General features: G+C 42.1%; 15 protein-coding genes. 14 read left to right on the top strand and 1 reads right to left on the bottom strand.

What is annotated here, in order from left to right:
* Nucleotides 1-412 precede the first annotated feature (412 nt).
* From LKO28_RS12310 to rpmA, 5 genes are all read left to right on the top strand, one after another.
* Nucleotides 413-1,381 carry a YihY/virulence factor BrkB family protein gene (locus LKO28_RS12310; protein ID WP_227695192.1) on the top strand — a complete coding sequence of 323 codons (969 nt, stop codon included), beginning with the start codon at nucleotides 413-415 and terminating at the stop codon, nucleotides 1,379-1,381.
* 40 nt (nucleotides 1,382-1,421) lie between these two features.
* Nucleotides 1,422-1,712: a hypothetical protein gene (locus LKO28_RS12315; RefSeq protein WP_227695193.1), complete on the top strand. Its 291-nt coding sequence runs from the start codon at nucleotides 1,422-1,424 to the stop codon at nucleotides 1,710-1,712.
* Between the two features lie 104 nt (nucleotides 1,713-1,816).
* The gene (locus LKO28_RS12320) at nucleotides 1,817-3,727 is read left to right on the top strand and encodes a class II glutamine amidotransferase (protein WP_227695194.1); all 1,911 of its coding nucleotides are present in this window, start codon (nucleotides 1,817-1,819) and stop codon (nucleotides 3,725-3,727) included.
* Between the two features lie 87 nt (nucleotides 3,728-3,814).
* Nucleotides 3,815-4,126: a 50S ribosomal protein L21 gene (rplU, locus tag LKO28_RS12325; protein WP_227695195.1), complete on the top strand. Its 312-nt coding sequence runs from the start codon at nucleotides 3,815-3,817 to the stop codon at nucleotides 4,124-4,126.
* Nucleotides 4,127-4,179: 53 nt separating this feature from the next.
* Nucleotides 4,180-4,446: a 50S ribosomal protein L27 gene (gene rpmA / locus LKO28_RS12330; protein ID WP_227695196.1), complete on the top strand. Its 267-nt coding sequence runs from the start codon at nucleotides 4,180-4,182 to the stop codon at nucleotides 4,444-4,446.
* 141 nt (nucleotides 4,447-4,587) lie between these two features.
* Here the strand turns inward: rpmA and queA are convergent, their stop codons facing one another.
* On the bottom strand, nucleotides 4,588-5,637 hold the full coding sequence (gene queA / locus LKO28_RS12335) for a tRNA preQ1(34) S-adenosylmethionine ribosyltransferase-isomerase QueA (RefSeq protein ID WP_227695198.1): 1,050 nt from the start codon (nucleotides 5,635-5,637) through the stop codon (nucleotides 4,588-4,590).
* A gap of 184 nt (nucleotides 5,638-5,821) precedes the next feature.
* On the opposite strand from queA, the gene LKO28_RS12340 reads away from it, so the two are divergent.
* The 9 genes from LKO28_RS12340 to LKO28_RS12380 all read left to right on the top strand — a co-directional run bounded on the left by LKO28_RS12340 (nucleotide 5,822) and on the right by LKO28_RS12380 (nucleotide 20,849).
* A complete protein-coding gene (locus LKO28_RS12340; RefSeq protein WP_227695200.1) occupies nucleotides 5,822-7,066 on the top strand; it encodes an ABC transporter permease in 1,245 nt (414 codons plus the stop codon).
* A gap of 89 nt (nucleotides 7,067-7,155) precedes the next feature.
* Nucleotides 7,156-9,615, top strand: a complete 2,460-nt coding sequence (locus LKO28_RS12345) for a glycoside hydrolase family 31 protein (protein WP_227695201.1) — start codon at nucleotides 7,156-7,158, stop codon at nucleotides 9,613-9,615.
* Between the two features lie 14 nt (nucleotides 9,616-9,629).
* Nucleotides 9,630-11,534: a 1,4-alpha-glucan branching protein GlgB gene (gene glgB / locus LKO28_RS12350; RefSeq protein WP_227695202.1), complete on the top strand. Its 1,905-nt coding sequence runs from the start codon at nucleotides 9,630-9,632 to the stop codon at nucleotides 11,532-11,534.
* A 1-nt stretch (nucleotide 11,535) separates the two neighbouring features.
* A complete protein-coding gene (locus LKO28_RS12355; protein ID WP_227695203.1) occupies nucleotides 11,536-12,948 on the top strand; it encodes a glycogen synthase in 1,413 nt (470 codons plus the stop codon).
* Between the two features lie 10 nt (nucleotides 12,949-12,958).
* A complete protein-coding gene (locus LKO28_RS12360; RefSeq protein WP_227695204.1) occupies nucleotides 12,959-14,230 on the top strand; it encodes a glucose-1-phosphate adenylyltransferase in 1,272 nt (423 codons plus the stop codon).
* Between the two features lie 77 nt (nucleotides 14,231-14,307).
* The gene (locus LKO28_RS12365; protein ID WP_227695205.1) at nucleotides 14,308-14,745 is read left to right on the top strand and encodes an RrF2 family transcriptional regulator; all 438 of its coding nucleotides are present in this window, start codon (nucleotides 14,308-14,310) and stop codon (nucleotides 14,743-14,745) included.
* A 53-nt stretch (nucleotides 14,746-14,798) separates the two neighbouring features.
* A complete protein-coding gene (gene hmpA / locus LKO28_RS12370; protein ID WP_227695206.1) occupies nucleotides 14,799-16,007 on the top strand; it encodes an NO-inducible flavohemoprotein in 1,209 nt (402 codons plus the stop codon).
* A gap of 86 nt (nucleotides 16,008-16,093) precedes the next feature.
* The gene (locus LKO28_RS12375; RefSeq protein WP_227695208.1) at nucleotides 16,094-17,374 is read left to right on the top strand and encodes a chloride channel protein; all 1,281 of its coding nucleotides are present in this window, start codon (nucleotides 16,094-16,096) and stop codon (nucleotides 17,372-17,374) included.
* A 529-nt stretch (nucleotides 17,375-17,903) separates the two neighbouring features.
* Nucleotides 17,904-20,849: a SusC/RagA family TonB-linked outer membrane protein gene (locus tag LKO28_RS12380; RefSeq protein WP_227695210.1), complete on the top strand. Its 2,946-nt coding sequence runs from the start codon at nucleotides 17,904-17,906 to the stop codon at nucleotides 20,847-20,849.
* Nucleotides 20,850-20,864: the final 15 nt, after the last annotated feature.

Raw genomic sequence — 20,864 nt, forward strand, 5'->3', positions numbered from 1 at the left:
ATTGGGTTTATCTAAAACTGCTAAGCCAAAAGTAACATTTCTGGTTCGGTTATTATAGATGAGTGGTGTGAGAAGTTAAAATTTATGCCGCTGATTGTAAATAGTGTTTATAAATACGATAACCCCTCCCAAAAACAGAACCGCCCCCGCAATAATAATAACTGGCCCCAAGGGGTGGTGCAGAAAGGCCCAAGCTAACCGCATACACATGCCACCAATGAGAATAGCAAATCCCGCGAAGATCAGTTTTTTATTTCTTTTTATAGGATGTCGGTGTCGTTTCATGTTATATCTAGAACAACATAGCCCATAAATTGTTGTAGGTGATTGCGCTGGATATGGATTCGGGATATTTTTTTAAACATTTGCGATGGCAAGCCGTTTATTAATGTAGTCACTTAGTGTATAGCGTATGACAAAGGACAAAGAAAGTTTTTTTAGATCTCATTTTATTATTTTAAAGAATACGGCTTTGGGATTTACGAGTGAAGATAGTTTGAAGTACAGTGCTTCATTGGCTTACTATACTGTCTTTTCCTTAGGGCCTATTTTAGTATTGATGATTTCCTTAGCTGGAATCTTTTTAGGTGAGGATGCAATCCAGGGAAAGGTTTTTGAAGAGTTACGTGGTTTCGTAGGAGCGAGCGCAGCCAGCCAGATTCAAGAGGTAATTCGAAACCTGTCTCTTTCCGGAAAATCGAATATAGCATTACTAATAAGTGCTGTGACACTATTGATTGGAGCGACGACCGTATTCGGAGATATTCAGAATTCGATCAATAAAATTTGGCACGTCCGCCCAAAGGTAAAAAAGGGCTGGTTAAAGATGTTGAAAGATAGGCTACTGTCTTCGTCCTTGGTCATCGGGCTCGGCTTTTTGTTGGTGGTAACCTTAATAATTAATGGTGCCATCCTAGCTTTCACGGATCGATTACAGCAATATTTTCCAGATGTCACCGTGTTTTTGTTCAACGCCATTAACTTTTTTCTTTCTTTTGGCGTCATCTTCGTGTTATTTGCGGTGATTTTTAAGGTTTTACCGGATGTTAATATCGAATGGCGCACCGTTCGATCGGGCGCCCTTTTCACCGGATTGCTTTTTGTAGTCGGGCGCTTATTGATTGGCATTTATATTGAAAGTTCCGATACAGAATCGACTTATGGTACCGCTAGTTCGATTGTGTTGATTTTGTTATGGGTCTACTATACAGCGGCAATTTTATACTTAGGGGCAATTTATACCCGTGAATACGCAACCCATAAAGGCGTGCCAATAGAACCGTCCGAGTTCGCGGTACATATAGAAGTCAGAGAAATCGAACGGGAGGTGGACGAGATTCCACCAGCACCTTTAACTGATGAAGAAAAAAATGTAGAATAGTAGATAAATCATTGGTCGCACGAATAAAATCATATTCATTATGCAAGATTCAAGAAAACATAAATCCGGAGAAGAAAAAGAGAAAGACCTGCCCGGATATCCTCATTATCCAGAAGATGAAGATATATTCGAGCAGGAAGAGCGTATCTTGAGTGACAAGGTAGGCCAGGAAGAAGACGAACGGGAACCATCGCTGGATGAAGGACTGGATGTGCCCGGTTCCGAGTTAGATGATACGCAAGAAGATGTTGGTTCAGAAGACGAGGAAAATAATTACTATAGTCTGGGAGGGGATAACCATGAGGATTTAGAACAAAGCGAGGATTTGTAAATATCTTTCCTTTGTCATTTGTTTAGATGACATATAATTGCGCAGTAGAAGAGAGCATAGTTTTTTTCTAAATAATGCTTACCTTTGCAGCATCAATTCAAGCTATGAGTGACGCAATAAAACATGAGTGCGGAATAGCACTTGTTCGATTATTAAAACCCCTGTCTTATTATCAAGAAAAATATGGTACGCCCTATTATGGTGTCAACAAAATGTATCTTCTCATGGAGAAGCAACATAATCGAGGCCAAGATGGAGCGGGTATCGCCACTATTAAATTTGATGTAAAGCCCGGTCATCGATATATCTCCCGATACCGCGCCATGGGCTCCTCTGCAGTAGCAGATATTTTCGAATACATACAAAAGAAATTCGCTGCGGTAAACAAGGCATATCCTGTAGAGTCTAAGGATACGAAATGGCTCAAACAGCATGTTAGTTTTACCGGAGAGGTCCTGTTAGGGCATTTACGATACGGAACCCATGGGAAAAACAGTATCGAGAGTTGTCACCCTTTTCTGCGGCAAAATAACTGGATGAGTCGAAATCTTGTTGTGGCGGGTAACTTCAACATGACGAATGTTGACGAACTTCTACAGCAGTTGTATGAATTGGGACAACATCCGAAAGAACAGGCGGATACCGTTACCGTATTGGAGAAAATTGGCCACTTCTTAGATGATGAAAATCAAGAGTTATTCGATAAGTTCAAAAGGGAAGGATATTCTAATATTGAAATAAGTGCATTAATTGCAAAAAATTTAGATGTTGCGAAAATATTGACACGTTCTGCGAAGACTTGGGATGGTGGCTACACTATTGCGGGAATCTTTGGTCATGGTGATGCTTTTGTCATGCGCGATCCAGCGGGAATACGGCCAGCTTTCTATTATCAAGATGATGAAGTACTAGTTGTTGCTTCTGAACGTCCCGTTATCCAAACAGCACTCAATATTCCGTTGGAAGCAGTTAAAGAGATTAAGCCGGGACACGCCTTGATTGCGAAAAAGGATGGTACGATAAGCGAGGAAATGTTCCGGCAACCGGTAGAACAGAAATCCTGTTCGTTTGAGCGCATTTATTTTTCAAGAGGGTCTGATGCTGATATCTATAAAGAACGCAAAGAATTGGGCCGTTTATTATGTCCACAAGTGCTCAAAGCAGTGGATAATGATATTAAAAACACGGTGTTTTCCTTTATTCCAAATACGGCAGAAGTGTCGTATTATGGTATGATGGAAGGAATAAATGCATACGTACGAGACTTCCAAAAGGATGTCCTGCTGAATCGTGCGGATAAGATTTCTGATGCAGAACTGGAGGAAATGATTAACATTACCCCTCGTTTTGAAAAGCTGAACGTTAAAGATGCCAAGTTACGGACATTTATCACGCAAGATGCCGATCGTACGGATATGGTACAGCACGTTTATGATACGACTTATGGTATTGTTCAGAACGATGTCGATACGATTGTCGCAATTGATGACTCTATCGTACGAGGAACCACGCTTAAACAAAGTATATTGACGATCTTAGATCGGTTGCATCCGAAGAAAATTGTCATCGTATCCTCCGCTCCACAAATTCGTTATCCGGATTGTTATGGGATAGATATGTCAAGGATGGGAGAATTTGTTGCGTTTGAGGCCGCCATTAATTTGTTGAAAAGTGGTGGAATGGCACATGTGATCGATGAAGTATATCAGAAATGTCTGGCTTCTCTTTTGATGCCGAAAGATGAAGTGGAGAACTATGTAAAAGCGATTTATGAGCCTTTTACAGACGATGAAATTTCGGCAGAAATCTCTCGGATTATCCGTCCTCATCATTTAGAAGCAGAGTTGGAGGTTGTTTATCAAACGCTCGATAACCTACATAAAGCTTGTCCGAAGCACTTAGGAGATTGGTACTTTTCCGGGAACTATCCTACACCAGGCGGTAATAAAGTGGTCAACAGAGCATTTATGAATTGGGTAGAAGGTAAAAATGTACGGGCGTATTTTAGTAGTTAATTGCTTTTTCATTTTTTATTTTTAAAATTTTACATAATTGCATATCTTTGCAGCTTATTGAAATATTAACAATTTATATTAATAACAATGTACGCAATAGTAAATATAGCAGGACAGCAATTTAAGGTTGCAAAAGACCAGTATCTTTTTGTGCACCGTTTACAAGGAGATGAAGGCGCTAGTATTGAATTTGACAATGTATTGTTAGCAGAAGATGCTGGTAAATTCACGGTAGGTGCGCCTACTATTGAAGGAGCGAAAGTTTCGGCTACGATTTTGTCTCATTTAAAAGGTGATAAGGTTATCGTTTTCAAAAAGAAACGTCGTAAAGGCTATAAAAAGAAAAATGGTCACCGTCAACAATTTACCAAAATCCAAATAACAGGCATTACGCTGTAAGGAGCAAAACAAGAATTTTTAATCTGACGTTACGTCATAAATTAAGATAAAAGATGGCACACAAAAAAGGTGCGGGTAGTTCAAAGAACGGCCGTGAGTCACACAGTAAGAGATTGGGCGTTAAAATTTTTGGCGGTCAACAAGCTATTGCTGGTAACATTATAGTTCGTCAGCGCGGTACAAAACATAACCCGGATAAAAATGTAGGTATGGGGAAAGACCATACATTGCATGCTTTGGTTGATGGTACTGTAGTTTTCCGTAAAAAAGCAGACAATAAATCTTATGTGTCCGTAGTTCCTGCGGAGCAAGTAAACTAAGTTTTATTGTATAAAAATTAGAAAAAAGAAGCCGCTTCGTATTTACGAAGCGGCTTCTTTTTTTGTTTACAGTTCTCCAAAAAAAAGAAGAGCGGTAATTTCCTACCGCTCTTCTTTTTAGTGTATCTGAATGATGCCTTACTAAATGATTAACATCGCATCACCGTAAGAATAAAATCTATATTTCTCTTTTACCGCTACCTCGTATGCATTCATTACATTTTCATATCCACCGAACGCCGCGATCATTACCAAAAGGGTAGATTCCGGTGTATGAAAATTTGTGATCATGGAATTGGCAATGCTGAAATCGTACGGAGGATAGATAAATTTGCTAGTCCAATCATTTGCAGCTTTAAGGTGTTTATCTGCCGAAACGGAGGATTCAATAGCGCGCATGGAAGTCGTGCCCACCGAACAGATACGGCGTTTCTCATCGAGACCCCTGTTTACAGTGCGTGCAGCTTCCTCACTAATAATAAATTGTTCAGAGTCCATCTTATGTTTAGTAAGATCTTCTACTTCTACCGTTCGGAAAGTTCCTAAACCTACGTGCAAGGTCACCTCAGCAAATTCGACACCCTTTAATTCTAATCGCTTCATCAACTCCCGTGAGAAGTGAAGTCCAGCGGTGGGAGCTGCCACGGCGCCCTCATTTTTCGCATATATCGTTTGATAGCGAAACTTATCTTCCGGAGTTGCCTTACGCTTTATGTATTTAGGGAGCGGCGTTTCTCCTAAGATTTCAATATTACGTCGGAATTCTTCGTCCGTACCGTCAAAAAGAAATCGAATAGTACGTCCCCGCGAAGTCGTATTGTCCACAACTTCGGCCACCAACAAATCTTCTTCACCAAAATATAGTTTGTTACCAACTCGGATTTTACGTGCTGGGTCAACTAAAACATCCCACAGACGTAACTCTTTGTTCAACTCTCTTAATAAAAACACTTCAATTGTGGCCCCAGTTTTTTCTTTGTTGCCATACATGCGAGCTGGAAACACTTTGGTGTTATTCAAAATCATGACATCCTTGTCATCAAAGTAATCCAGTACATCTTTAAAAATTTTGTGTTCTATTTTTCCCGAATCACGATGCAAAACCATTAAACGCGATTCATCACGATGTTCTGATGGTTCGCTTGCCAACAATGATTCCGGTAAATTGAATTTAAATTGTGATAATTTCATCTAATTACTTTTTTATCTGTTGAGAGCACGTGATGCACATTAATAAAATAGGATGTACCTCACGATTCATTTGTTTCGATATGCTTTTTGTTGAAACCTAACAAATAAGCTCAGTTTGGGTTCCAAAAATGCTTACAAAGTTAAGCATAATAAAGCGAAAAAAAATATTTACTTTTATCCCTATATGTTTTCGGTTTTTACGCTTATTAAGGAAAGTTTTCTATTTGCAATATCGGCATTGCGGGATAACCGTACGCGTACATTGCTGTCTTTGTTAGGAGTAACGATCGGTATCATGACGATTATCAGTGTTTTTTCTGCAGTCGATACGTTAAGAAATAACTTAGAAGAATCTGTTCGTAAAATAGGAAGCCGCACACTCTATGTAGAAAAATGGCCGTGGGGCGGCGGTGGGGATTATCCCTGGTGGAGATATATCAATCGGCCTGAGCCAAAATATGCCGATTTTGAAGTCGTGAAAAGTCGGATGACTACAGCAGAACAAGTTGCTTATTCTATAAATATTCCTAATGCTACTGCGAAATACTTGAACAATTCGGCATCCAATATCAATATAACAGCGGTGACGCACGAAATGTATTCCATCAGGAATCTAGATATAGTAGATGGTCGCTATTTTACTGAACAGGAATCACGATCGGGAAGCCATCGCGTTATTCTAGGAGCTACGATTGCCGAAGGGCTCTTTCCTAATACGACACCGATTGGGAAGTACGTAACACTTTTAGGGAGAAAATTGCAGGTTGTGGGCGTATTGAAGAGAGAGGGTTCGGGCGTGTTACTGAATGTTTCTAATGACGAGGTGGCCTATATACCTTTCCTCTTAGCCAGAAATCTTGTGAATTACGAAAACTATGGTCCTAGTATAGCGGTAGAAGTCAAACGAGATTACGCGTTAGAAGAAGCCGAAAGTGAATTAATAGGACTGTTGCGCTCGGCTCGTCGTTTACCTCCGCAGCGGGAAGATAATTTTTCGATCAACCAAACTACGCTGATCACTGCCCAACTGGATCAGATGTTTGCGATTATTAACCTAGCTGGATTTTTCATCGGTATATTTTCTATTCTTGTCGGCGGCTTCGGTATTGCCAATATCATGTTTGTTAGTGTAAAAGAGCGCACGAATCTGATCGGTATACAGAAAGCATTGGGGGCAAAGCAATTTTTCATTCTATCCCAATTTTTAATCGAAAGTATTCTACTGTGCCTTATCGGAGGAGGGATCGGTCTGCTAATGGTTTATGGGCTTGCTGCTTTGGCAACTATATTGACGGGCATGGTGATCATCGTCAGTCTGAAGATGGTTATACTGACGACCGTGTTATCTACCCTTATTGGACTGATTTCGGGAATCGTACCCGCTATCCAAGCCGCCAAACTTGATCCCGTAGAAGCCATCCGTAGTTAGATAATTCCGGTTTTTTGTTTTCTTTTTGTCGAATTTTATCGTACTTTAATACCGATGTAACCCCGACACAAAACTAAATAGAAAAGAATATGGCAGAATCCCAAAAAAAAGGAGAGATCGCTACGGATATATTGCAGGAAGAAACCTTGGATAATATCCATCACGTCAATAATCCTGTGCTTGATGTGCCTGCGGTGGAGAAAAAGTACTTGAATGCGATACTTTCCTACAGTAAGCAGGGTAATGTATTTGTATTTACTGACGGGAAAGCCAGCGTAGAAATTAAGATTTTTTCAGACGACATTATTCGGGTACGTTTGGCTCCGAGAAACCTGTTTCTAGAAGACTTTTCTTATGCCATAAAAAAAGATCTCGATCTACACCCTACGTCTTTTACGCTTGTAGAGACAGACGATGCGTTTCAAATTAAAACCAACGCCGTGATTTGTCAATTACAAAAAAAAGATTTTCTAGTATCCTTCGAGACGCCGGAGGGAAAAGTGATGAATGCTGACCAACAGCCGATGCACTGGGAGGAAAATCCTGAGTTTGGCGGGTATTATGTGTATTGTACAAAAGATACACCGGCGGATGAGGCATTTTTTGGATTGGGCGACAAATCTACAAATCTAAACTTACGCGGAAAGCGATTTCAGAATTGGAATTCAGATACCTACGGTTTCGGATTTAACCAAGATCCCTTATATAAAACCATTCCGTTTTATGTTGGTGTAACAGGCGGCGATGCCTATGGTATTTTTTTCGATAACACTTTTAAGACTTATTTTGACTTTGCGGCCGAACGACCGGATCAGACAAGCTATTGGTCGGAGGGAGGAGAATTGCAATACTATTACCTCCACGGGCCGCAGATGATGGACGTTGTAAAGCGATATCACGAACTGACAGGCACCCACGATATGCCTCCTTTATGGGCCATTGGCTATCATCAATGTCGTTGGAGTTATTATCCAGAAGCGAATGTACGGGAGGTTGCTTATGAATTCCGTAAACGTCAGATACCCTGCGATGCTATTTATCTCGACATCGACTATATGGATGGTTATCGGTGCTTTACTTGGAATAAGCGCTATTTCCCCGATCCGCGAAAGATGATCTCCGATTTAGCGGCCGATGGTTTTAGAACGGTTGTCATGATCGATCCAGGTATTAAAGTGGATGAGGATTATTGGGTGTTCAACGAAGGTAAAGAAAACAAATATTTCTGTCGCAGGGGAGACGATTACTATATGGAGGGTTACGTATGGCCCGGTCGTTGTCAATTTCCGGATTATACCAATCCCAAAGTGCGCGAATGGTGGGGAACCCTATACCGTGGTTTGGTAGCCGATGGTGTGGCGGGTGTATGGAATGATATGAACGAACCAGCTGTATTTGGTCGCGGGACTTTCCCGGATGATGTGCGACATTATTTTGAAGGTTTGCGGGGGTCTCACCGTAAAGCACATAATATATATGGCATGCAGATGGTGCGAGCTACATTTGACGGCTTAAAGAAACTTCAGAAAAACAGACGCCCATTTACAATTACCCGAGCAGCTTATGCAGGTGTACAACGTTATTCGTCCGTGTGGACGGGCGACAACATTGCAACATGGGAACATTTAAAGATCGGTATACTCCAACTACAGCGCCTGTCCGTTTCAGGCTTGTCATTTTGTGGTACGGACATCGGCGGGTTTACCGGCGAGCCGGACGGCGAACTTTATACCCGCTGGATGCAATTTGGCGTATTCTCTCCATTTATGCGCGTCCATTCTGCCGGCGATACGCGTGATAGAGAACCTTGGAGTTTTGGTCCTGAATGGGAAGCTATCTGTAAGAAATTTATTGAACTTCGTTATCAGCTGTTGCCTTATTTTTATACGGTCTTTTGGAGACAGTATAAGTATAAGGAGCCAATTTTACGTCCTGTTTCTTTGTTAGAACAACATAAGCCTGAAAATCTGCAACGGGAAGAAGAATTTGCTTTCGGACATCATATTCTTGTTTCGCCGGTTATTCAACCGGGGCAGCAATCCAAGATTGTATATTTGCCCGAGGGGAATTGGTATTATTATTTTGATCATGCCGTATTGGAGGGCGGACAAGAACATACCGTAGAAACCCCATTAAACGAAATGCCTATTTTTATTCGCGGCGGAAGTATTATTCCTGAATTTCCGGTAATGCAATACACGATGGAAAAGAATATCGACGCGTTGAAATTAAATGTATTTTGGGCCCAAGGACGACATGAATCTCACGTTTATATAGACCACGGAGAGACCTTCGCTTACGAACAAAGTGTATACAACGAGAAATATTTTATCGTCGAGGGAGAACAAAATAGCTTGACAATCGTCCAACATACGGAAGGGATGTATCATGAACGTTTTGACAATTATAAAATATACGTTATTGGACTCCCGTTTGATGTGTATCATGTGGAGGTAGATGGTGATTTGTTAGAGATGTTTGTGGAAGAAGATGGAAAGCACTATGTAGAAGTCGAGAAAGAGTTTAGACGGTTAACCATTTCAAAATAAAAACAACTTAGGTTATGCGGCAGGCAGTAGAGGTACACTCGTTATTTACGGATTTCGATATCAGCTTATTTCGTGCCGGGAGGCACTTTAAATTGTACGAGAAATTCGGTTCGCACACCGTGACGTACCAGGGTAAGGAAGGCGTTCACTTTGCTGTCTGGGCACCCAATGCAGCATCGGTTTCCGTCGTTGGTAACTTCAACGGATGGAATCCGTATAGCCACTCGTTATATGTTCGCTGGGACAGTAGTGGTATTTGGGAGGGATTTATTGAAGGATTGGAATTAGGAGAGGTATACAAGTACCATATCCATTCGAATACCGGTGAACATCTCGAAAAGGCAGATCCATTTGCGTTGGTGAACGAACAACCACCGCACACCGCCTCGATAGTCGGTACTACGTGGTTCCAATGGTCGGACGAGGCGTGGATGCGCGAAAGACAACAGCACAACGCGCTCGATAGACCTTTTTCAGTATACGAGATGCACATTGGGTCTTGGTCGCGCGACCCCTCCAATCCCGAACGTTTTCTGAACTATCGGGAGGTTGCCGATAAATTGGTTCCTTACCTTACAGAAATGGCATTTACACATGTGGAGTTTATGCCCATCATGGAGCATCCTTTTTATCCTTCCTGGGGATACCAGATTACGGGTTATTTTGCCGCATCCTCCCGTTATGGAAGTCCCCAAGATTTGATGTGCCTTATCGAAAGCCTACATAAAAATAATATTGGTGTTATTTTAGATTGGGTGCCATCCCATTTTCCGGGAGATGCCCACGGCTTATATAAGTTTGATGGCTCCCATCTTTTTGAACACGAAGACCCGCGCAAAGGATTTCATCCCGATTGGAAATCGTATATTTTTAATTATGGACGAAATGAAGTGCGTTCTTTCTTGATTTCGAATGCTTTTTTTTGGTTAGATCGGTATCATATCGACGGTTTACGCGTAGATGCTGTAGCCTCTATGCTTTATCTGGACTATTCCCGCGAGGAAGGGCAATGGATACCGAACGAATACGGCGGAAGGGAAAATTTAGAGGCCGTTCATTTTCTGAAGGAATTGAATGAGGCGGTATATGCCCATTTTCCGGATGTGCAGACGATAGCGGAGGAGTCAACCTCTTGGCCAGGGGTAAGCAGGCCAACATTTGAGAATGGATTGGGTTTTGGGATGAAATGGATGATGGGCTGGATGCACGATACGTTGAACTATTTTAAGGAAGATCCCATCAACCGCCGTTATCATCACGATAAGATGACGTTTGGAACCGTGTATGGTTTCCATGAGAACTTTATGCTCCCTTTATCACACGATGAAGTGGTACATGGTAAGCAATCGCTTATTTATAAAATGCCAGGGGATGAATGGCAGAAGTTTGCAAACCTACGCGCGCTCTATCTTTATATGTATACCTTCGTAGGAACGAAGCTGTTATTTATGGGCGGAGAGTTTGGGCAAACAGCCGAATGGAACGTCAACCAGTCGCTCGATTGGCATCTCACACAATTCGAACCACACCGAGGTATACAACAATTTGTGAAAGACCTTAACCTGTTGTATCGGGCAGAGCCCGCGTTATATGAGCGCGGCTTTAGTCCCGAGGGTTTTCAGTGGATCGAATTCGGCGACAAGGAAAATAGTGTGTTTGCTTATTTACGTCGCGGGAATACCGTTTCCGATCTGCTATTGGTTGTACTTAATCTTACACCGCTTGTTCGGGACTATCGTCTCGGCGTTCCGGCCGCCGGTTCTTGGGAGGTGATCCTTAATTCAGACGATACATCCTATTACGGAAGCGGGGTGTCGCAACAAACAGCGCATTCCCAAGAAATAGACTGGATGGGCTATGCAGCTTCCATCACACTTAAATTGCCGCCACTAGGCGGGTTAGTCCTTAAACAAGTTTAATATGCATGTAATACATTTAAGTGTGGAATGTTTTCCGCTGGCAAAAGTGGGTGGGTTGGCCGATGTGGTAGGGGCACTGCCCCGATACCAACGTAAGCTCGGCATGGATGCCTGGGTGGTATGTCCGTACTACGATAAGCCGTTTACACAGGAACACGACTTTTCGACCGTTGCAAAAGGTTCCTTTTTTCAGGGTTCAGAAGAATTGCAATATGAAATAAGGAAGGAAACCGCGGATAGCTTAGGCTTCCCCTTATATTTGATCCATATTCCGGGTAAATTAGATCGGGAAGACGTATATTGTTATCCCGATGAAGCCGAGCAATGGATTGCTTTCCAACATGCTTTTTTACACTGGTTAAAGAGCAGTCGGATTATGCCCGATGTCATTAACTGTCATGACCACCATGTAGGTTTGATCCCGTTCTTAACGAAGTATGCGGATGGTTTTGAGATGTTTGCATCTGTAAAAACGGTGTTCACCGTACATAATGGTCAATATCAAGGCTGGATGAGCTGGAATAAGGGTATCCTACTACCTCCCTTTGACACCTGGAAATGGGGGTTGTTGGATTGGGATGGTCTTATTAATCCTTTAGCGACAGCAATTAAGTGCTGCGATGCTTTTACCACCGTTAGTACCGGCTATCTGCAAGAATTATACACGCAGGCGAATGGATTGGAAAGCTTATTCTCTTCGGAAGCAGCGAAAGGCTATGGTATAGTCAACGGTATCGACGACGTCTACTGGAATCCCGCAGAAGATAAATTGATCGCGGTAAATTACGATGTCGATTCGAGCAAAGAAGGGAAAATGAAAAATAAGAAAGCATTCTGTGAAAAGTACGGTTTAGATGATAGGTTGCCTTTGTTGACATATATCGGGCGTTTTGCAGTAGAGAAAGGGGCAGATTTGCTTCCGGAAATTGTGGCAACTATTTTTTCGAATACAGAAAATAAAATAAGTATATTTATACTAGGTTCAGGCGATGTCCAGATTCAAGCTAATTTACAAGCTTTACTAGCCGCATATCCCGGTCGTTTAGCGACATTCTTTGGTTATAATGAAGGGTTGGCACACGAAGTATATGCCGCAGCAGATATGATTTTGATGCCATCGCGAGTCGAGCCCTGTGGATTAAATCAATTGTATGCGATGAAATACGGCACTATTCCGGTGGTTCGTGGCATAGGTGGACTAAAAGACACGGTGCGGGATGTAAGCGAGAAGAACGGTTATGGCTTCGTCTTCCAGAACGCTGTTCTGGAAGATGCGGTTTCGGCCATCGAGCGAGCCTTAGATTATATCGGACAACGTGGAAAAATGCAAAGGGTTCGAAGAAAGGAAATGAAGTTGGATTTTTCTTGGGATAAATCCGCTCAACAGTATATCGATTTGTATAACCGGTTATAAATGTAATGATATGGCACACAAAGTAGTATCGATTGTATTGGGAGGAGGACGCGGAACACGCCTTTTTCCATTGACAGAACAGCGCTCTAAGCCAGCAGTTCCTATTGCCGGAAAATATCGTTTAGTCGATATTCCCATCTCCAATTGTCTGAATTCCGGCTATAACAAGATCTTCGTCTTAACACAGTTTAATTCGGCGTCGTTAAATCAGCACATCAAAAACTCCTACAATTTTAGCATTTTTAGTAAAGGTTTTGTGGATATCCTGGCCGCTGAACAGACTATCGAAGGGGATCGCTGGTATGAAGGCACAGCAGATGCTGTCCGCCGCACGCAACGTTATTTATACAACGTTGACTATGATTATGTCTTGATATTATCAGGCGATCAACTTTATCAAATGGATTATTCGTCGATTATCGATTTCCATGTGGAAAACGGGGGCGATGTTACCATCGCGACCATTCCGGTCAATTCGAAAGATGCCACAGCCTTCGGGATTTTAAAAGCAAACGAAGAGAATGAGATTACGTCATTTACCGAAAAGCCAGATAGCGAAGAAGTGTTAAAGTGGTCGTCGGAGGTCTCAGAAGATATGCAACGACGTGGAAGGCTTTATCTGGCATCGATGGGAATTTACGTGTTCTCCAAAAATGTATTGCGTAAGATGCTCACCGAGAATCCCGGAATGGATTTCGGAAAGGAGATTATTCCAGATGCCATCGAAAGTCTAAAAGTGCTTAGCTACCAATTTGACGGATATTGGACAGATATCGGTACCATTCGTTCCTTCTTTGATGCCAATATCGGATTGACGGATGATGTGCCGGACTTCAACTTATTCGACGAACCTGTTTTCACCCGTGCACGGATGTTGCCGCCTTCCAAAATCTCCGGAACGACACTAAACCATACTATCGTTGCCGACGGCTGTATCCTGAATGGTGATAAGTTGGAACGCTCGGTGATCGGTGTACGCTCCAGAATCGGTAAAGGCACTGTCATTAAAGCAACGTATATGATGGGGGGCGATCATTACGAACAACTGGAAGAAGTGCTCACGTTGGGTAACACCCAGCAGCCTCCTCCGATAGGTGTAGGCGAACGATGTTATATTGAGAATGCTATCCTCGATAAAAATTGCCGAATTGGGAATGATGTGCGCATAAAAGGTGGATCGAATTTACCTGATGGTGATTTTCAAAACTATGCTATACGTGATGGCATCGTGGTTGTCAAGCGCGATGCAATTATTCCGAACGGAGCAACTATTGGTTTTTAAAAGTAAATAAAAGGTATTTTTGTCTTTTATTATTTGTTTTGTAGTTTTGCCTGTGGAAACTGTTTTGGATATCATTGATGGGTTTTTTTTCTAAGACATGCGAATACGCCTTGCGGGCTGTGATGTATATTGCGGCACAATCCAGCGATGGGAGAAAGGTAGGGATTAAAGAGGTAGCAGATAGAATCAATTCCCCAGCGCACTTTTTAGGGAAAATCTTACAAAATCTAAGCAAAGAAGGCCTTATTCAGTCTACAAAGGGGCCACAGGGCGGATTTTATATTGAGCCTGATGGATTAAAAAGACCTCTGGCCGATATCGTAATCGCTATCGAAGGCACACGGTTTCTAAATGGATGCGGCATGGGATTGAGCTATTGCTCCCAGGAAAATCCTTGTCCATTGCACGATGATTTCAAAGAGATTCGTGCTCGGCTCAATATCATGCTACACAAGACAACTATCGGACAGTTTAATGAGAAATTGATCCAAGGTGTATTGACTTTAAACAAGTGATTTTTTTTAACCCTATAAAAGACATTTTTGTCTTTTATTAATATCATCATATAATGACAACAGAACAAAAGCAGTTGATTTCAGGCACCGTTCCTATCTTGCGTGAACACGGCGTTGCGTTAACCTCTCACTTCTACCAACGCATGTTTACCCATAATCCTGAGTTGAAGCATATCTTCAATATGGGAAACCAGAAGAACAACAAACAACAGCAAGCATTGGCGATGGCGGTATTGGCTTATGCGGAGCATATCGAAAATCCTTCTGTATTGCTACCGGTCGTAGATAGTATAGGGCATAAGCACACCAGTTTGGATATTCGTCCCGAACATTATGCAATTGTAGGCCGGCATCTCATCGCTTCTATTGCAGAAGTATTGGGAGACGCTGCCACACCCGAATTGTTGGAGGCGTGGACACAGGCATACCAGCAGCTAGCGAGCCTTATGAGTGGCCATGAGCAGAAGCTATACGATGTGCAAACCAACCAACGTGGTGGATGGAGCGGATGGCGACCTTTCACCGTGAAGCGGAAAGTAAAAGAAAGCGAAGAAATAACATCTTTCTACCTTTATCCGACGGATGGGGGCGAGGTATCGAAATACCTAGCCGGGCAATATATCAGTTTACGCTTGTTTCTTCCCGAGCTTAACTTGCTACAACCGCGCCAGTACAGTATTTCTTGTGCACCAAATCACGGCTACTACCGTATTTCGGTAAAACGCGAACGGAAGCCACAGCATGCAGATGGAATGATCAGTAATCGATTACATGATCATGTGAACGAGGGAGATACGGTAGAGCTCACCGCGCCGGCGGGGACATTTGTATTAAAAGAGGAAGAACAGGCAAGACCAAAAGTATTTATTAGCGGTGGCGTTGGGCAGACTCCTTTAATGGCTATGTTGGAAAGTCTAGTTTCGAAAGATGTAGCTGGATTTCCAATCACTTGGGTCCATGGTTGCCGGAATGAGGCCGTACATGCCTTCAAAGACCGTATAGCAGAATTGGGAGCCGTTCATAACCAAGTGAAGCGGCATATCTTTTACGAGAATGTACAGCATGGGTTGGATAATGCACATGCTGGCATGGTCGATTTAGGAGAGATCGAAAAAGACGTCTTACTAGACAACGCAGCTTACTATATCTGTGGCCCGTCTCCTTTTATTACCAAACACTACACCTATCTGCGAGAAAAGGGAGTGGCGACGGAAGCCATACATTTTGAAGAATTTGGTCCGGCATCATTACAATTCAATTAATAATCTGAAAAGCTTTCCAACATACCGGAAAGCTTTTTTCAAATAGATGTGGTATAGTCTACATTTATTGCTTCCTTTGTCGCAAAATGGACAGAAATAAGATTATCAAACAGCATTATTGGAAACTTGCAATCGTTTCCATGGGGATAGCTTTGGTGTGTTGTTTATTGGCCTACACACTAAAGCATGCTACAGAATGGCTGGAAATAACAGCGTTGGAATGGATTTTCAATACAAATATCTGGCTTTTCCTTTTGTTCCCGAGTATAGGCATTACCGCGATTTATTTTTTACGCAAATGGTTGTTCCACAACCGCAAGAATAAAGGCCTCACCGAAATTTTCAAAACGCTGGACGACAGAAAGGATCATCTCCCATTATTTAAGATACCTTCCCATTATATCAATGGTTTTTTAACGGTCGTTTTTGGGGGATCGACTGGTGTGGAGGTATCTACGGTGGTGGCTACGGCATCCATCGGCAATGCCGTTTATGAAAAGGAATTTGCCGCTAAGATGTACAAACGGGAATTGATCTGTGCGGGGGTAACGGCCGGTGTAGCCGTATTGTTCGGAAGCCCGTTTGCAGGTTGGCTTTTTGCCATGGAAGTGATCGCCAGAAAAGTCAGTAAAACCCTCGTTTTAGCATGCACAACAGCTGCGGTCGTCGCGGGCACATTTGTTTACTTTTTTGATAATCGTCCGTTTTTCACCTATGTCATTCAAGATTGGTATACGGCTGCTTTACCTTTTTTTATTGTACTAAGCGTGTTGTGCGGACTGTTGTCTATCTATTTTACGTTGTTGGTAACGCGTATTAAAACTTTTTTTTCGCGAATCAATAACAATTTTATACGCGTTAATCTCGGTGCACTAATTGTCGGGAGCCTGATTTTTTGTTTTCCGTTGCTTTACGGTGATAGCTATCACGGACTGAAGGAGTTGATCCATACCGCAATGACAGGCGGAGAGCTATCTTTCGGAATACTTCTTGTTATCGCTCTGTTGAAGCCTCTTGCAGCTTCCCTAACCTTAGGTGCTGGAGGAGATGGAGGTGTTTTTGCACCCAGTATCGTCGCAGGCGCCTTATTAGGGTTGGGATTCGCCATAGGTTGCAATACGTACTTCGGTACTGATCTCGTTCTTTTCAATTTCGCACTCGCGGGAGCTGCGGCCACATTGTCGGCTTCTATTTATGCGCCATTTACCGCTCTTTTTTTAGTGTGCGGATTGGTGTCTAATGGGTTTGAACTGTTTATCCCTATTTTGATTGTCAGTTTTGTAGCAAAGTACGCGGCACAGAAGATATTGCCTTATAACGCCTACACGTATGATCAATTTTTGGCGAAGCGGAGGGTAGTGGGATAAACGCATTGTTTTTTTGACTATGAGGGGGGCAAATCCATAATTTATAAGGGGGAATATAGTAAAAGGTAACAAACCCATATATACATGAAATGATCCGAAAACCCCGGTAATGATATCTTTTACGTCGAAATTATTTTTGCCGGCGATGACAAAAAGTCTATTTTTGAGCCCCTAGGAAGAGAAAAATAAAAATACCCCCCATTTAATATTGATTTATGCCTCACGACAAACACATGGTCGTTGTATCTTTGAATTGTTGATTTTGTTTTAACCAATATTAAATCATCTGACATTTTATCTGAGGAATTTATAAGTAACGGTGTAGTCCTATTTTTAAAGTACTCATAAAAAAATAGCTCGGATTTTCAGAAGCATGAGGGATCGTAATGATGGAGATTTGCTGAGGGGAAAAAACTAGTCAATAAACCATAAAGCAAAATATATTTTATGGTTAACAAATGTGTAAGAAGGATAAGTGATGTGAAACAATAGAATTAATATAAATAAACCTATTATTAAAATGAGGAGAATGAAGTATACATTTCCTTGCTACCATCGGAAGAAGATAGGCAAAGCACTAATGGTTATTGGTTTTCTCGGTTTGGGCAATCAAGTTTTCAGTGCCGAAAATCTTGCATCTAATGGGCTGTTTAAACCGTTTTCTGTACAGGATACAATTCTTACAGACAGTATCAGTCCGTTAGACACCATTAGTGGTCTCATCCGTAAATCTAAGACGCCGTGGCACGATACCAGTCCTTCACGAGATACGCTATATGTGGTAGATTTGCAAAAATCACCTTACGTATCTGTGCAACAATATTTAAAAGGAAATATTGCAGGACTTTATGTACAAGAGAATAATGGAGAGCCAGGTACCATACAACATATGTTGTTAAGAGGTATTTCTTCCCCTATTTTTTCCAATCGCGATCTTGCCGCAACGCAGCCCACTGTATATGTCAATGGGATGCCGTTAACACAACGCCATCCGTATGTATACGATATTAAGCAGCATGACGTGAACCCCATTGGTTCTGCCAACAACATGTTGTCGGGGGTGGATATGAATAATATATTGTCTGTCGAAATCATAAAGGATCCCGCCAGACTGGCACAACTTGGCCCACTGGCTGCGAATGGTGCTATCTGGATACAAACAAACGATGCCGTAAATACGCGGAATAATCCAGAGAAAGTCACGTTGCAGACCTCCTATGGGGTCGTTACCCCTCCGACCACCATTCGGCCTACCAACGCCACTTACGAACATGGCTTCCGTAAACAGTTCTATGATGCTTATAATCTTCCTTTTGGGGTCGATCAGCAACCGCCCTATCTTCAAGATCCATCCGATGTGAACTATTACGGAAATGCGAATTGGCCAACCACCTATTACAAATTAGCGCAGCAATACGATGCCTACGCCAGTTTACGAGGAGGAGGAGAAAACGCAAGTTTGTTGTTTACCGTGGCCAGTAACAAAAATTCAGGTATTGCCGATAGTACGCAATTTACGAAGCACAATCTGAATTTCTTTGTCACCATGCAACCGGTGAAAAACTTTTGGATGGATGCGATGATTGCCGGAACGCTAACCTCCCGTAAACGAAACAAGAACCAACGTGATCGTTATGCCGAAACAGAATATTATACCGACTTTACTTATCCTCTCGCTCCGGCTGCGCACAGTAATTTTTTGACGCTATACGACGAGTCTGACGATATGAATACCATAAATTATATCAATGGCTACCTAAAACTGCGATATGATAAAGATCAGTGGAAAGTCGGAGCGGAGTTGCTGTATGATCACAATGTCGATACACGTCATATTTTCTGGCCATCTACCTTGATGGAGTCGGTCAGTTACATTTCCGATTTCTGGGGTATCAATAGGCGGATTGTTGTTCGCGGCTATGCAGGTTATCATTTTACATTTAATACCGATCATACCTTAGGTTTACAACTAGAGACCAACTACAACGCAGATCTGCATCGATACAATTATACCAGAGCCTACGATGGAACGAACGACAAGTATAAAACAACAGGCTCCGGCGGATATAGAACGTATAACTTCGTAGACAAAGAGCAGAGCAGGTTGGTATCGTCAGGCTTCAATATTGATTATCAATATAAAGACTATCTATCTCTACTGGCGGTAATGAAATATGACGGCTATTCCGGTATTCAACCCGATCAGCGTTGGCTGTTTACACCCGCTTTTTCGGCGAGATGGAATTTGAAAAACCAGTTTGATATAGACGACAATCAGGTGTCGGATTTATCGTTATCATTATCTTGGGCGAGAATAGGCCGGTTACTGGGAAGCGACCGATTTGCCTTAGGACCTAATTACACCGCCAATAACATGAGCTGGGAAAACCAGTGGGCAATGCCATCTTATAATTCTTTTGCTACACTATCGAGACCCTATGCATCGGGTTGGTCTTCTTACGGTATCGGTTGGCCTTATGCAGATAAACTCAATCTAGGTGTTGCGACTTCTTTGTTTCAAAATAGATTACATGTTCATGTAGACCTGTACAATAATGACGATAAGGATATGTTAATGGCAATGCCCGTTCCGCAGGAATATGGATATAGCGTTCAGTATCTATCCGGCATGCACGTCAATAACAAAGGGGTAGATGTTACACTACAAGGTGTGATCTTGAATAATCCCGACAGATTCAAATGGACAACATCTTGGAACTTGAACTACAATAAGAATACCTTAAAAGCCCTGCCTGAGAGCAGAGACGAATTAGTAATAGGCAACCGGAAGCTAAAAGTCGGTTATGGCATAGATCAGTTTTGGGTGCTTGAAAATCAAGGTATTTACCAGAATGATATACCAGCAGGAATGGCCATGGAGGGATTGATATTTCAGGAAGGTGATGCCAAATGGAACGACATCAACCAAGATAACCAAATTAACGATGACGATAAAGTGATGAAAGGACACGCGTTGCCCAGGTGGACCGGTGGAACGAACAATCATTTTACATATAAACAATTTGATTTCAATTTCCACTTATTCTTTGCGTTGGGGCATCATGCGTTAAATACCTACGATGCACGTCGATATGGATTTTCCGACATGGACGAGCAAAATACGGTTTCATCGCTAAGGGAGATTTTCTTTTGGCAAAATACCCAGCAAAAGGACGATTATCCTATTTATCATCCCGAAAGCGAGATAAATTCCTACCGAGAAGATCAGGATCTTTTTCTAGAAAACGGAACGTATCTAAAATTAAGGAGTGTATCGGTGGGATACACTTTCGATAGTAACAGAATTAAAGAGAAAAAGAGCGATCTATATGTTTACCTCGTTGCCAACAATCTATGGACATTAAGCAATTTCAGCGCTGGCGATCCCGAATTGGTAGATTTTAACGGTTATTACACGGGCTATCATTTTCAAATTCCTTTCTCGATGAGTGTGGGACTTCGGTATAAATTTTAAAAGATCTGAAACAAT

The organism is Sphingobacterium sp. FBM7-1, assembly GCF_020687765.1.
Taxonomy (GTDB): domain Bacteria; phylum Bacteroidota; class Bacteroidia; order Sphingobacteriales; family Sphingobacteriaceae; genus Sphingobacterium.

Coding starts and splice junctions, on each gene's coding strand:
- LKO28_RS12310 (WP_227695192.1), top strand. CDS start 413: ATGACAAAGGACAAAGAAAGTTTTTTTAGATCTCATTTTATTATTTTA.
- LKO28_RS12315 (WP_227695193.1), top strand. CDS start 1,422: ATGCAAGATTCAAGAAAACATAAATCCGGAGAAGAAAAAGAGAAAGAC.
- LKO28_RS12320 (WP_227695194.1), top strand. CDS start 1,817: ATGAGTGACGCAATAAAACATGAGTGCGGAATAGCACTTGTTCGATTA.
- rplU (WP_227695195.1), top strand. CDS start 3,815: ATGTACGCAATAGTAAATATAGCAGGACAGCAATTTAAGGTTGCAAAA.
- rpmA (WP_227695196.1), top strand. CDS start 4,180: ATGGCACACAAAAAAGGTGCGGGTAGTTCAAAGAACGGCCGTGAGTCA.
- queA (WP_227695198.1), bottom strand. CDS start 5,637: ATGAAATTATCACAATTTAAATTCAATTTACCGGAATCATTGTTGGCA.
- LKO28_RS12340 (WP_227695200.1), top strand. CDS start 5,822: ATGTTTTCGGTTTTTACGCTTATTAAGGAAAGTTTTCTATTTGCAATA.
- LKO28_RS12345 (WP_227695201.1), top strand. CDS start 7,156: ATGGCAGAATCCCAAAAAAAAGGAGAGATCGCTACGGATATATTGCAG.
- glgB (WP_227695202.1), top strand. CDS start 9,630: ATGCGGCAGGCAGTAGAGGTACACTCGTTATTTACGGATTTCGATATC.
- LKO28_RS12355 (WP_227695203.1), top strand. CDS start 11,536: ATGCATGTAATACATTTAAGTGTGGAATGTTTTCCGCTGGCAAAAGTG.
- LKO28_RS12360 (WP_227695204.1), top strand. CDS start 12,959: ATGGCACACAAAGTAGTATCGATTGTATTGGGAGGAGGACGCGGAACA.
- LKO28_RS12365 (WP_227695205.1), top strand. CDS start 14,308: ATGGGTTTTTTTTCTAAGACATGCGAATACGCCTTGCGGGCTGTGATG.
- hmpA (WP_227695206.1), top strand. CDS start 14,799: ATGACAACAGAACAAAAGCAGTTGATTTCAGGCACCGTTCCTATCTTG.
- LKO28_RS12375 (WP_227695208.1), top strand. CDS start 16,094: ATGGACAGAAATAAGATTATCAAACAGCATTATTGGAAACTTGCAATC.
- LKO28_RS12380 (WP_227695210.1), top strand. CDS start 17,904: ATGAAGTATACATTTCCTTGCTACCATCGGAAGAAGATAGGCAAAGCA.